11 protein-coding genes are annotated in these 11,901 nt (G+C 74.2%); 3 read left to right on the forward strand and 8 right to left on the reverse strand.

The features are described from left to right. Window positions 1–152: 152 nt before the first annotated feature. From dapF to miaA, 3 genes are all read right to left on the reverse strand, one after another. Entirely contained in the window at window positions 153–1,022 is an 870-nt protein-coding gene (gene dapF / locus AB0F77_RS24225; protein ID WP_361952299.1) for a diaminopimelate epimerase, read from the reverse strand. A 43-nt stretch (window positions 1,023–1,065) separates the two neighbouring features. Continuing rightward, window positions 1,066–1,590, reverse strand: a complete 525-nt coding sequence (locus AB0F77_RS24230) for a hypothetical protein (RefSeq protein ID WP_361952433.1) — start codon at window positions 1,588–1,590, stop codon at window positions 1,066–1,068. Between the two features lie 108 nt (window positions 1,591–1,698). Continuing rightward, entirely contained in the window at window positions 1,699–2,637 is a 939-nt protein-coding gene (gene miaA, locus AB0F77_RS24235) for a tRNA (adenosine(37)-N6)-dimethylallyltransferase MiaA (RefSeq protein ID WP_361952302.1), read from the reverse strand. Between the two features lie 180 nt (window positions 2,638–2,817). Between miaA and AB0F77_RS24240 the strand changes: the two genes are divergently transcribed. Next, on the forward strand, window positions 2,818–3,318 hold the full coding sequence (locus tag AB0F77_RS24240; protein WP_361952305.1) for a hypothetical protein: 501 nt from the start codon (window positions 2,818–2,820) through the stop codon (window positions 3,316–3,318). A gap of 25 nt (window positions 3,319–3,343) precedes the next feature. Then, window positions 3,344–3,631, forward strand: a complete 288-nt coding sequence (locus AB0F77_RS24245; RefSeq protein ID WP_361952308.1) for an antitoxin — start codon at window positions 3,344–3,346, stop codon at window positions 3,629–3,631. Window positions 3,632–3,787: 156 nt separating this feature from the next. Here the strand turns inward: AB0F77_RS24245 and AB0F77_RS24250 are convergent, their stop codons facing one another. The 4 genes from AB0F77_RS24250 to AB0F77_RS24265 all read right to left on the reverse strand — a co-directional run bounded on the left by AB0F77_RS24250 (window position 3,788) and on the right by AB0F77_RS24265 (window position 9,947). Further along, window positions 3,788–4,498 carry a class III extradiol dioxygenase subunit B-like domain-containing protein gene (locus tag AB0F77_RS24250; RefSeq protein WP_361952311.1) on the reverse strand — a complete coding sequence of 237 codons (711 nt, stop codon included), beginning with the start codon at window positions 4,496–4,498 and terminating at the stop codon, window positions 3,788–3,790. A gap of 191 nt (window positions 4,499–4,689) precedes the next feature. Then, window positions 4,690–6,219: a tRNA (N6-isopentenyl adenosine(37)-C2)-methylthiotransferase MiaB gene (gene miaB / locus AB0F77_RS24255; protein WP_361952314.1), complete on the reverse strand. Its 1,530-nt coding sequence runs from the start codon at window positions 6,217–6,219 to the stop codon at window positions 4,690–4,692. 51 nt (window positions 6,220–6,270) lie between these two features. After that, on the reverse strand, window positions 6,271–7,089 hold the full coding sequence (locus AB0F77_RS24260) for a hypothetical protein (RefSeq protein WP_361952317.1): 819 nt from the start codon (window positions 7,087–7,089) through the stop codon (window positions 6,271–6,273). A gap of 137 nt (window positions 7,090–7,226) precedes the next feature. Beyond that, window positions 7,227–9,947 (reverse strand): CHAT domain-containing protein, encoded by a 2,721-nt coding sequence (locus AB0F77_RS24265; protein ID WP_361952320.1) that lies wholly within the window; start codon window positions 9,945–9,947, stop codon window positions 7,227–7,229. A gap of 207 nt (window positions 9,948–10,154) precedes the next feature. Between AB0F77_RS24265 and AB0F77_RS24270 the strand changes: the two genes are divergently transcribed. Beyond that, complete coding sequence (locus AB0F77_RS24270) at window positions 10,155–11,408, forward strand: helix-turn-helix transcriptional regulator (protein WP_361952323.1); 1,254 nt, start codon at window positions 10,155–10,157, stop codon at window positions 11,406–11,408. A 28-nt stretch (window positions 11,409–11,436) separates the two neighbouring features. Here AB0F77_RS24270 and AB0F77_RS24275 read toward each other — a convergent pair whose 3' ends face one another. Continuing rightward, window positions 11,437–11,841, reverse strand: coding sequence for a MazG nucleotide pyrophosphohydrolase domain-containing protein (locus tag AB0F77_RS24275; protein ID WP_361952326.1), 405 nt, complete (start codon window positions 11,839–11,841; stop codon window positions 11,437–11,439). Between the last annotated feature and the right edge of the window lie 60 nt (window positions 11,842–11,901).

Genomic DNA, 11,901 nt, shown 5'->3' on the forward strand with positions numbered 1-11,901 from the left:
GAGCGTGAAACGGATCACCCATTCGAGCGACGATTTCGAGGTTTACGCTTTTGCGCCACCCGTTCGGCGGTCGGCCATGGTTTTGCCTCGCACCGGACGGCGCGGACCTCGGATCCGGGTGTCCGGTGCCGTCGTGACCGTGCTTCAGGTGGTCAACGGGCCGCGTTTTCCAGCCACTCGGCGTCGATCTCGCCTTCGGCGACGATCACGGCCGGACCCGTCATCTCGATCTCGCCGTCGGCCCGTTCGGTGATGACGAGGCGTCCGCCGAGCACGTCGACGGTGTAGGTCGCCGGGGTGCCGGTGGCCGCGGGGTCGAGGCCGTCGCGGCGGGCGGCGGCCACGGCGACGGCGCACGCGCCCGTGCCGCAGGAGCGGGTCTCGCCGGAGCCGCGCTCGTGGACGCGCATGGCCACGTGCCGGGGGCCGCGGTCCACGACGAACTCGACGTTGACGCCGTCGGGGTACGCGCCCGCGGGGGTGACGGGCGGGGCGGTGTACAGGTCGCCTGCGTGCGCGAGGTCGTCGACGAAGGCGACCGCGTGCGGGTTGCCCATGTTCACGTTGCGCGCGGGCCAGTCGCGCTCACCGACGGTGACCGTGACGTCGCCCTCGGGGAGGCGGGCGCCGCCCATGCCGACCGTGATGTCGCCGTCCTTGGCGATGTGGACGCTCTTCACACCCGCGCGGGTGGCGACCGCGAGGTCTCCCGCCGTGACGTGTCCGGCGTGCTGGAGGTAGCGGGCGAACACGCGGACTCCGTTGCCGCACATCTCGGCGATCGAGCCGTCGCCGTTGCGGTAGTCCATGAACCACTCGGCCCGGGCCGCCATGTCCCTGGCCTCGGGGTGCGCGGCGGAGCGCACGACGTGCAGCACGCCGTCACCGCCGAGGCCCGCGCGGCGGTCGCACAGGGCGGCGACGGCGGCCGGGGACAGGTCCAGGGCGTTCTCGGGGTCGGGAACGATCACGAAGTCGTTCTCGGTGCCGTGACCCTTGAGGAAGGCGATCCGCGTGCTCATTCCTCGATCGTACGGCGTCGGTACGACAGCGCCGGGTGGCGGCTCAGCGCAGGCGGGCGACGCGCCACACCGCGAGGACGGCCACCACGGCCACGACCAGGACGTACGCGAGCACCACCCGCCAGTCCGGGCGTCGGCCGGAGCCGCGCGCGGGCAGGCCGGGGAAGGTGTAGCCCACGCGGCGGGCGGCCATCATGCCCCAGCCGGCGGCACAGGAGCAGATCAGCAGGCCCAGCATGGCGATCACCGCGCCGCTGTCGCCGAAGTCGAAGGCCAGCGGGAAGGCGAACATCAGGGAGCCGACGGCGGCCAGGCCGACGATGGGCGCGAGCTGCCACAGGCGCAGTCGGCGCTGCGGGCGCAGTTCGACCTCGACCTCGGGGCCGCTCGCGAACATCTCCTCGGGCTCCGGGCCGTCGGCGGTGACGCCGCCCGTCGTGTCGTCGGGTCCGTCGGGGCTCAGAGGGTCCTCGTCCCGCTCCGGCTCGCCCCGCCCGGCGGTGACATGCCCGGCGGTGACGTGCTCGGTGCCTTGTGCGGTGTCGGTGTCGCGAGGGCCGGCCTCCATCGCCACGCGCCCTCCCAACTCGGACTCCACTTGGTCGATCGAAGCTCGATGATGGCATGGCGCCACAGGCCCCGATGACCGGCGGCGCATCCCGATGCCATGACGTGATCAGGCTGTGACCGGTCGTTCGATCAACGCCAGTGCGAGCTGCGGAAGTTCCGCGCGGTCCTCCGCGGCCCCACTCAGCCACTGCACCCGGGGGTCGCGCCTGAACCAGGAATCCTGGCGGCGCGCGAAGCGCTTGGTGGCACGGACGGTCTCGGCGCGGGCCTCCTCCAGGGTGCACTCACCGGCCAGGGCGGCGAGCACCTGCTGGTAGCCGAGCGCGCGCGACGCCGTGCGCCCCTCGCGCAGGCCCCGCGCCTCCAGCGCGCGCACCTCGTCGACGAGCCCCGCCTCCCACATGCGGTCGACGCGGCGGGCGATGCGCTCGTCGAGTTCCGGACGGGCGACGTCGACGCCGATCTGGACGGTGTCGTAGACGGAGTCGTGACCCGGGAGGTTGGCCGTGAAGGGCTGGCCGGTGATCTCGATCACCTCCAGCGCGCGCACGATACGGCGGCCGTTGCTCGGCAGGATGGCGCGGCCCGCCTCGGGGTCGGCGGCGGCGAGACGGGCGTGCAGCGCGCCGGAGCCGCGCAGTGCGAGCTCCTGCTCCAGCCGCGCGCGGACCTCGGGGTCGGTACCGGGGAACTCCAGGTTGTCGACGGCGCCGCGCACGTAGAGGCCGGAGCCGCCGACCAGGATCGGCCAGCGGTCGCGGGCGAGCAGGTCGTCGATCCGCGCGCGGGCGAGCCGCTGGTACTCGGCGACGGAGGCGGTGACCGTCACGTCCCAGATGTCGAGGAGGTGGTGCGGGACGCCGGCACGCTCCGTGTCCGTCAGCTTGGCGGTGCCGATGTCCATCCCGCGGTACAGCTGCATGGAGTCGGCGTTGACGACCTCGCCCCCGAGTCGCTGGGCCAGGAAAACGCCCAGATCGGACTTTCCGGCCGCGGTGGGGCCGACAACGGCGATGACGCGGGGGGCGGGGGGTGCACTGCTCACCGCACCAGTCTCGCAAACCTCACGGCCACGCCTCGAACGGGTTACGTGACGGCGTCCGGCCGGGGTCGTTGCCCGTTGCGAGGTGACCGCCGGGCGGTCCGGGGCCGCGCTCCGGACCGCCCGCACGGGTTCGACGGGCGACGCGTGACGTCGGCCGCACGAGTAACGTATGGAGTTGAAATGGGCGTTTTTGCATGGCTTCTCGGGAGGTCGAAGGCGACGGAGGAGGCGTCCGAGGTTCCAGAGGCGTCCGCCGCGGCCGGGACGGGGGACGCGGACGGGCCGGCGGAGGCGGAGCCGACCGGAACCGCGGCGCAAGCAGAGGCCGGAACGGCAGCCGGAACCGCGGCTGCGGCCGAGGCCGGGACCGACGGCGACGGGTGCGGGCCGACCGGGACGGGTGCCGCTCCGGAGGACGTTCCGGCCGACGCCCCGGGCACGGTCGCGGAGGACGCCTCGGACCACGTCCAGGGCGACAGCTCGGACGTCGTTCCGGGCGCGGTCTCGGAGGACGCCCCGGACGCCGCCTCTGACGAGGTCTCGGACGGAGTCCCGGACGAGGTGTCGGGCGAGGGCGGCGGAGGCGTCGGCGTGGTCGTCGCGGAGAACACCGGGATTCCCCGGCAGCAGTCGGCCGGTGAGGTCGCGGACAGCTCGGCCGGCGAGGACGCCCACAGGTGACTGTCCCGCGAGAGAAGGTGGACCCATGGGTCTCTTGGACAACATGAAGGCCAGGCTCGCCCCGGCCAAGGAGAAGGTGTCGGACCTCGCGCAGCAGCACGGGGGCAAGATCACGCACGGGATCGACAAGGCGGCGCACGTCGTCGACGAGAAGACCAAGGGCAAGTACAGCGGCCGGATCCACACGGGCACGGACAAGGCCCGGCACGCCATGGACCGGCTGGCGCACAAGTCCGGCGACCGGGCGGCCGACGGTACGCCGCCGACGGGCCCGGAGAACCCGGAGAAGGAGACACCACCGCCGGCTTCCTGAACGGTGACGGTGGGGTGATCGGCGGACGGCCGCGAAGCACTGCGCTCGCGGCCGTCCGCCGTTCCCGAGGCCGGCCCGCGCGCCTGGGTCTGTCCGGCACTTCGCGTCGGATCAGTCGGCGGCGGCTGGTGTCCGGCGGGAATTGTCGGACCGGCCCTAGGACCAGCTCGCGACGGCGTACCCCACGCCGTACGGCGCGTCCTCGTACAGCAGGGAGCCCGCGAGGGTCGTGTTCTCGGCCGCGCCGGCGAGGACCTGCCAGGGTGCGCGGCCGGATGCCTTCAGTTCGGCGGCGAGGACGGGGTCCAGTTCCTTGAGGGCGGCGACGTCGGCGGAGCCGAGCGCGCGGGTGACCTCAGCGTCGAAGGGCGCCGACCGCTCGTCCAGGTAGCCGGGGGCCTTGAGGGTGCGGCAGGCGCTGGCGTCGCCCATCACCAGGAGCGCCGTCCGCCCGGCCCCGGCGGCGATGTCCCGTCCCAGGTCGACGCACCGCTCGGGCGGCAGCTCCCCCACGCCGAGCCCTTCGACCGGGGCGTCCGCCCAGCCGGTGCGGTCCAGCAGCCATGCGGCGACGGCGAGGGAGGCGGGCAGCAGACGGCCGGGGCCGTCGGGGTGCGTTCCGCCCTGCCCCAGCCGTACGTCGAGGTCCACGCCGAAGCCCCGGAAGGAGCCCGGGGTGCCCTCGGGGTAGGTGCCGCTCTCCACGGCGGGCCCGACGACCACCAGCCGGTCGGGGCGGGCCGCGGCGAGCACGCCGAGCGCGTCCGTGCACGCCGCGCGCGCGGCGTCCAGCTCGGCCGCGGCCCCCGCGGCGACCTCGGGCACGAGCAGCGGCGGACAGGGACAGACCGCGACGGCGACAAGCATGATCGCCAGCGTAACCCCGCGGGGCCTTCGCCGGTCACTCCCGCCCTGGACTCATCTCGCTCCCGCTCCGGAGTCGTCTCGCCCCTACCCCGGGACGGTCGGGCACGCCCCACGGCGGGCACCGGCCGCCCGGCGGAACCGCCTGCCCGCGCGGAGGCCGTCACCGACCCCGCGCGACCTCCGGTAAGTGGTCAGTCGCAGGCGCAGGCGCTCGTCGTGGCCAGGGGCAGGGGGGCCGGGGCGCCGATGGTGGGGAGGCCGAGCATGACGCCGGCCGGCTTGGCGGCCTCGGCGGTGTTGCGCTTCTCCCAGGCGTCGCCCGCGCGGGTACGGCGCACCTCCAGGACCTGGCCCTCAGCGAGGAGGTGGTGCGGGGCGGCGTACGTGATCGCCACCGTGACGGTGTCGCCGGGGCGCACCTCCTGGTCCGGCTTGGTGAAGTGGACCAGGCGGTTGTCGGGGGCGCGGCCGGACAGCCGGTGGGTGGCTCCGTCCTTGCGGCCCTCGCCCTCGGCGACCATCAGCTCCAGCGTGCGGCCGACCTGCTTCTTGTTCTCCTCCCAGGAGATCTCCTCCTGGAGGGCCACAAGTCGCTCGTACCGCGCCTGGACGACCTCCTTGGGGATCTGGTCCTCCATGGTCGCGGCGGGTGTCCCAGGCCGCTTGGAGTACTGGAAGGTGAACGCCTGCGCGAAGCGCGCCTCACGCACCGCGTGCAGCGTCTGCTCGAAGTCCTCCTCGGTCTCCCCGGGGAAGCCGACGATGACGTCCGTGGTGATCGCGGCGTGCGGAATGGCGGCCCGCACCTTCTCGATGATCCCGAGGTAGCGCTCCTGCCGGTACGAGCGGCGCATCGCCTTGAGGACCGTGTCGGAACCGGACTGGAGCGGCATGTGCAGCTGCGGCATCACGTTCGGCGTCTCGGCCATCGCCGCGATCACGTCGTCCGTGAAGTCGCGCGGGTGCGGGGAGGTGAACCGCACGCGCTCCAGGCCCTCGACGCTGCCGCAGGCCCGCAGCAGCTTGCTGAACGCCTCGCGGTCGCCGATGTCCGAGCCGTACGCGTTGACGTTCTGCCCGAGCAGCGTGATCTCGGAGACGCCCTCGGCGACCAGCGCCTCGACCTCGGCGAGGATGTCGCCGGGCCGGCGGTCCTTCTCCTTGCCGCGCAGCGCGGGGACGATGCAGAAGGTGCAGGTGTTGTTGCAGCCGACGGAGATCGACACCCACGCGGCGTACGCACTCTCGCGCCGCGTCGGCAGGGTGGACGGGAACGCCTCCAGGGACTCGGCGATCTCGACCTGCGCCTCCTCCTGCACCCGCGCGCGCTCCAGCAGCACCGGCAGCTTGCCGATGTTGTGCGTGCCGAAGACGACGTCCACCCAGGGCGCCTTCTTCACGATGGTGTCGCGGTCCTTCTGCGCGAGGCAGCCGCCGACCGCGATCTGCATGCCGGGCCGGCCGGCCTTCTTCGGGGCGAGCCGGCCGAGGTTGCCGTACAGCCGGTTGTCGGCGTTCTCGCGGACCGCGCAGGTGTTGAAGACGACGACGTCCGCGTCACCGTCCGAGCCCTCGGGGGCGCGCACGTAGCCGGCTTCTTCGAGCAGCCCGGACAATCGCTCGGAGTCGTGAACGTTCATCTGGCACCCATAGGTGCGGATCTCGTAGCTCTTGGGTGCGGGAACGTCCACTGCGAGGCTCCGGTCACTGCTGCTGGTCATTCCTCAAGGGTAGGCGCTCCCACCGACAGGCCCTCCCGGGCTCCCGGGGGATCAGACGGCGCGGGCCCCCGGCAGGCGGACCTCGAAGGTGTGCGGTGCGCTGTGTCCCTCGCGCGGGCGCAGTCCGCCGAAGAGCCGGCGGGCGACCGTGAACGTGGTCCGCGCGGTCAGGGCGAGGCGGTCCGTGCCGCGCGGCACCTGGACGACCGCCGCCGAGAGCCGTGAGCCGTCGCGCACCCCGCCGCCCGGGGGCCCGGAGTAGCGCCAGGAGAAGGTGCCGGTGCCCAGGCCGTACGCGGTGATCACCGGTTCGAGGCGGGTGAACACCAGGCGCCGTTCGCGTACGCCGAGTCCCGCGCCGATCTCCATGAACTGCAGTTGGGGGCTGAGGGTGTAGGCGCGGGTCGTCTCGACGGGCACCGTGACCTCCAGGGGCACCAGGCTGTGGGCGGTGACGCCGGTGTCCGTCGCCTCAAAGGTGATCTGGGCGTGCAGGAAGGTGCGTCCGGTGGGCGGCCACGCGAAGGTGTGCGGCAGGACCACGAGATGGAGATCCCACTCCGAGGGGTCGGGCAGCGGGCCCGCGCCGAGCCCGCCGTCCCCACCGAATGCGCCGAGGCCGCTTTCCCCGGCGGACCCGCCGTCCGGTCCGGTTCCGTCCGCGGGCGGGGTCAGGCGGGCGACGCGGGGCGCGCCGTACGAGACCCTGCCCTCGACGAGGACGCGGTCGGGGGCGCCGTCGGCCAGGGCGCGTTCCTCCAGGACGAGATCCCGGGTCACCACGGGTTCAAAGCCCTCGTCGTCGCGGAACTCGGGAAACCCACCCGTGGCCCGGGCCTCTCCGCCGTCCTGGAACTCGGGGAACTCCACGCACCGCCTCCTCGTTCACTCCATACAGCCCGTCATCGACCCGTCACTCTCCACACTCGCACCCGCCCCCTCCCCCACGCCCCCATATCCCCACATCCCGTCCCGCACATCTCTCGCCCCGCTCCCCACACCCCGCATCACCGCCAGTCGCCCGCCAGTTGGAACGCCGCCCACAGCTGCGGCTGGTCGGGATACATCGCCGCGATCCCGGCCTGCGCCCGCCGCAGCGCCTCCGCCTTGCCGGTTCCACCGCCCAGCCAGTGCTCGTGGAACTCGTACACGAGGGCCAGGCTGAGCTCCTCCGGCACGGTCCACTGCCCCGCCAGCAAGGAGGTCGCGCCGGACAGCAGCACGGCGCGGGCGAGTCCCTGCACGCCGTCCCCGGTGAGCCGGCCGGCGGAGCTCTGGCACGCCATGAGCACCACGAGGTCCGCCCGGCAGGTCAGCCGGGTCAGGTGGGCGGGCCGGACCAGTCCGTCGTGGCCGGCCGCCGGGTCGGGCGCGAGGGCGATGTAGGAGCGGTCCGGGTACTCGTCGTCGGCGCGGGCGTGCGTGCACAGCAGCAGCACGTCCGCCTCCGCGGCCTCGGCGCGCAGGGCCGCGAGGGTCGCGCGCGGGCCGACGTACTCGGTGCGGAAGTCCGGCGGGTACTGACCGGTCACCTCGGGCAGGTGGGCGCGCAGCGCGGGCAGGGGGGTGAGGGTGCCGGGCATCGGGTGTGGGTCGACGAAGCAGGCGAGGCGGGGAGGTGCGGTGCCCGGCCGTCGCGGCCACCGCGGCTGCGGTGGGCGCCGCAGGGTGCCGATGGACGGGGCGTAGGTCAGGGCGCGGCGTTCGAACAGGTAGCGGCCGGTACCGGGTTCGCGCAGGGCGGCGAACGGGAGCCGGAAGAGCGTGCGGTGGGGCACGACCGTCAGGGGCGGCGGGTCCTCGCCCGGGTGCTCGGCGAGCCAGGCCGCGGGCAGCGGGTCGACGAGCAGGGTGTGCAGACAGGTGAGGACCTCCGCCAGGCGTTCCGGTGGCGGGGCGGGGTGTTCGAGCAGGGCGCGGGTCTCGGTGATCAGCGGCTCCAGGGTCCGGGCGCCCGCGGGCAGACGGACGCTGTCCAGTTCGCCGTCGGGGGTGACGAGCCAGGCGCGGGAGGCGTCCTCGCCGACCGAGTACTCCAGGACGGCCGCGCCGTGCTCGCGGACCGTGGTGAGCAACTCCCGTACGTCCAGGGCCTCGACGGTGCCCGCGGGATCACCCCCGTCGGCGGACCGGCCGGCCCGCATGTCGAGGAAGGCCCGGCCCCGGCCGCGCTCGGCGGCGACGAGGGCCGTGCGGTCCATGCCCAGTTCGGCGAGGGAGTCGGTGAGCGAGACGAAGAAGTCCTGGGCGTGGGTGAGCAGGTCGACCCGGGCCAGGTCGGTGTCGAGGCGTTCGCGCCAGTCCTCCAGGACGTCGCTCAGCGCGGTCATCACCAGGTGCGACTGCTCACGTCCGACAAGGGCGAGGTGTTCGCTGCGGGCCAGTTCACGGCGGGTGTCGACCGCCGCGCGCAGGGTCTCCAGGACGAGGGCCAGGTCCTCGCCGAAGCGGTGGCAGTGCAGCAGCCGGGTGAGGATGTTCACCTCGTCCACGAGCAGCGACTCGACGGTGAACGGGGCGGTGGCGAGGGCGCGTTCGGCACGGCAGCCCGTCAGCGCCCGGCGCAGCGCGGGCACCGCCCGCCGGTGTTCACCGCTGAGGGTGAGGTCGAAGCCGCGGTCACGCAGCTCCCGCCAGCCTGCCCCGGCGCCCGGCACTGCGGCGGACGTCCCCGACGGGTCGGGCAGAGACGATGCATCGGACGGATCGGACGGGCCGGCCAGGCCGGACGGTTCCGACAGGCCGGCCGGACTGACCGGGTCGGCCAGGGTGCGGGCCTGCCAGCAGCGCTCGAAGTCCCCGGGGCCGGGCGCGTCGTGAACGGCCTGCGCCCCCTCCAGCCGCGCGCTGTAGGTGATCCGCTCGCCGAACAGCACGGCCGCGGCGTGGATGCCGCCCTCGACCCGGCCGTCCGTCCAGGACAGCCGCAGGTCGGCGGCGGTGGCCGGGACGGGCAGCCGGGCGCCCCAGCTGACGCCGAGGGTGCCGTCGGGCGCGCTGATCGCGCAGCGCAGTCCGTCGTCGTCGAGCGTCATGGTCAGACCGCCGTTGTCGTCGCGCGACAGCCCGTAGGCGGACGCGAGCCAGAGCAGTGAGCCCGGGGAGACGCCGTCGTCGGTGGCGAGCAGGACCTCCAGCGGCCAGGGTGCCCCGGCGGCGGGCGGCAGGACGGTCAACTCGCCCTCCATCGGCCCGAATCGCACGTCCGCGGCGCGTCCCGTGAGCGTGACCCGGTACACGGACGGCAGCGGCGGCCGTCCCGTGCGCCCGCCGTGACCGGTGGGACGTCCGGCCGCCGGTACGAGGGGCTGGCGTACGGCCACGTCCGCCGAGCCGCCGGCCGCGGTGACGGTGTAGCGGGCGTCGAGTTCCCAGGGCCCCCGGCCGTCGTGCCCGCCGCGGATCAGCCCGGTGATGCGCGCGGTCGGTCCGTCGGGGTGCCGGTGGGAGGCGTGGATCCGGATGCCGTCCGGGTCGGGCCGGTGGCGGCCGGGCAGCGGGAAGAGGTCGTCGCGGGCCAGGCCCGGCGCGGGCACGACCAGCAGCCGTCCGTCGGGGTGCAGCCACCAGCGGGTGCCGTCGAGCATCCGGGCGAGCCCGGCGGTGCGCCGGTAGCCGGCCAGCACCCGCAGGTCGGCGGGGCCGCCGGCCGCGAGGTCGAGCACGGCGGGCTCGGGAAGGGTGGCCGGGTGCGCGCCGCCGGCCCCGGTGGGCGTGGTTCGGTCCATCGACTGCCTCGTTCCTGCGTCCGCGGCCCCCGGCCGCGGATCCCCCGCCGCGGACAGGGGCCGCCCTCTCCCCCGTGGCGCCGGCCGGTGTCGCGCGAATCCGTCCCCGATGGTGGCGTACGCCCGGCCGGGCCGTGTCCACCACGCTACGGACGTATTCGCGGCATTCCCATCCCAGATGTCTGGGAGTCCTCGTAGCCTGCTGCCGTGAGCTCCCTGCCCCGCCCCGACCGGCGTCCCGGTCGCTCCGGCCCGCGCTCGTCCCCCGACCCCGACTCCCTTGCCCACGCGTTGGGTCGACGCCTCGACGGACCCGGCGCCACCGGTGCGCTCGATGTGCTGAAGTCGGCCGGCACGGCCCTCACGGAGAGCGTGCCCGCGGACGTCTGGTGTGCCGTCATGCTCGATCCGGCGACCTTCCTGGACACCGGCGGACAGCACGAGCACGGGTTCCCGCAGCGGGTGATGCCCCGGCTGTTCGAGATCGAGCACACGGAGCAGGCGGGCGTCGACAACATCCGTGCGCTGGCCCGCCGTTCGGGGCCCGCGAGCCTGCTCAGCCGGTCGACCGGCGGGAAGCTGGACGAGAACGTCTACTACCGCGACATCCTGCGTCCCGAGGGCCTGTCGGACGAGTTACGCGTGCTGCTGCGCGACGGCTCCCGGACCTGGGGCCTGCTGGTCCTGTGCCGGGCCGAGGACTCACGGCCGTTCAGCGCCGCCGAGGTGGACGCGGCGGCGGCGATCAGCTCCCCGGCGGCGGTGGCGCTGCGCCGGTCGTTCCTGCTGGCGGGCATCGACCGCGGTGACGTACCGGACGCGCCCGGTCTGGTCGTGCTCGACGAGGACCTGCGGATCCGGCTGTGCACGTCCACGGCGGACCACTGGCTCGGGCTGATCCAGGAGGCGCATCCGGCGCCGGGGCGGTCGTACCCGCTGTGTCTGGAGGCCATCGTCAGCAAGGCGCGGGCGCACGGACCGGGGGCGCAGGTGACGTCGCGGGCACTGAGCCGGTCCGGGCACTGGATCACGCTGACGGCGTGGCGGGAGGAACCGGGCGGGGCGAACGGCACCGGCGGCGCGGGCGGGGTGGCCGGAACTGCGGGGGCGGGCCCGCGCGGCTCCTCCGGGGAGACCCTCACCTACGTCTCCCTGAGCCTGAGCGGGCCCGGCGAGCTGGCGGCGATCGTGCTCGACGCGTACGGCCTGACGCCGCGTGAGCGCGAGGTGGCGCAGCAGATCCTGCTGGGCCGGTCGACCGCGGAGGTCGCGGGGACGCTGCACATCACCGAGTACACGGTGCAGGACCATCTGCGGAAGGTGTTCGACAAGGCGGGTGTGCGCAGCCGCCGCGAGCTGACCGCGGAGCTGTTCCTGCGTCACTACCGCCCCTACCTCGACAGCCCTCCCCTCACCACGGACGGCCGCATGCGCAGCGAGGAGCCGGACGGGAGGGTCTGACGCGCCCACGGGCGGGTGCGGCGCGGTGTCAGACGTCCGCCGGGGTCCAGCCCTGGCCGCGCAGCACGGCCGCGACGTCCGGCGGCGTGTAGTGGTCGCCCTTGAGCACCTTGCCGTCGGCCCTGCGGGCGACCTGGCCGTCGGGGCCGAGCTTGCTCATGTTGGCGCGGTGGATCTCGGCGAGCACCGCGTCGAGGTCGATGCCGTGGACCAGCGCCGTGCCGTACGCGACGTAGACGACGTCGGCGAGTTCGTGCGCCAGCCGGTCGAGCGGGCCGCTGACCGCGACCTCGGCGACCTCCGCGGCCTCCTCGGCGAGGAGTTCCCCGCGGTGCGCGGCCAGTTCGGGCGACACCTCGGCGGGCGTGGTGCGGGTGTCGAGGCCGAAGGCCTGGTGGAACTGGCGGACGAGGTCGGCGGGCGAGGAGGTCATGCCGTGACTCTAGTGGCCTGACTCCAGCGGCCGCCCCTGACCGCCGACGCCTCCCCGTGA

It is taken from the genome of Streptomyces sp. NPDC026672 (assembly GCF_040638185.1).
In the GTDB taxonomy this organism is placed as follows: Bacteria; Actinomycetota; Actinomycetes; order Streptomycetales; family Streptomycetaceae; genus Streptomyces.

What these genes read in the sequence shown, in the direction of transcription:
- dapF (WP_361952299.1), bottom strand. Translation starts at nt 1,022, where the DNA reads ATGAGCACGCGGATCGCCTTCCTCAAGGGTCACGGCACCGAGAACGAC.
- AB0F77_RS24230 (WP_361952433.1), bottom strand. Translation starts at nt 1,590, where the DNA reads ATGGAGGCCGGCCCTCGCGACACCGACACCGCACAAGGCACCGAGCAC.
- AB0F77_RS24240 (WP_361952305.1), top strand. Translation starts at nt 2,818, where the DNA reads ATGGGCGTTTTTGCATGGCTTCTCGGGAGGTCGAAGGCGACGGAGGAG.
- AB0F77_RS24245 (WP_361952308.1), top strand. Translation starts at nt 3,344, where the DNA reads ATGGGTCTCTTGGACAACATGAAGGCCAGGCTCGCCCCGGCCAAGGAG.
- AB0F77_RS24250 (WP_361952311.1), bottom strand. Translation starts at nt 4,498, where the DNA reads ATGCTTGTCGCCGTCGCGGTCTGTCCCTGTCCGCCGCTGCTCGTGCCC.
- miaB (WP_361952314.1), bottom strand. Translation starts at nt 6,219, where the DNA reads ATGACCAGCAGCAGTGACCGGAGCCTCGCAGTGGACGTTCCCGCACCC.
- AB0F77_RS24265 (WP_361952320.1), bottom strand. Translation starts at nt 9,947, where the DNA reads ATGGACCGAACCACGCCCACCGGGGCCGGCGGCGCGCACCCGGCCACC.
- AB0F77_RS24275 (WP_361952326.1), bottom strand. Translation starts at nt 11,841, where the DNA reads ATGACCTCCTCGCCCGCCGACCTCGTCCGCCAGTTCCACCAGGCCTTC.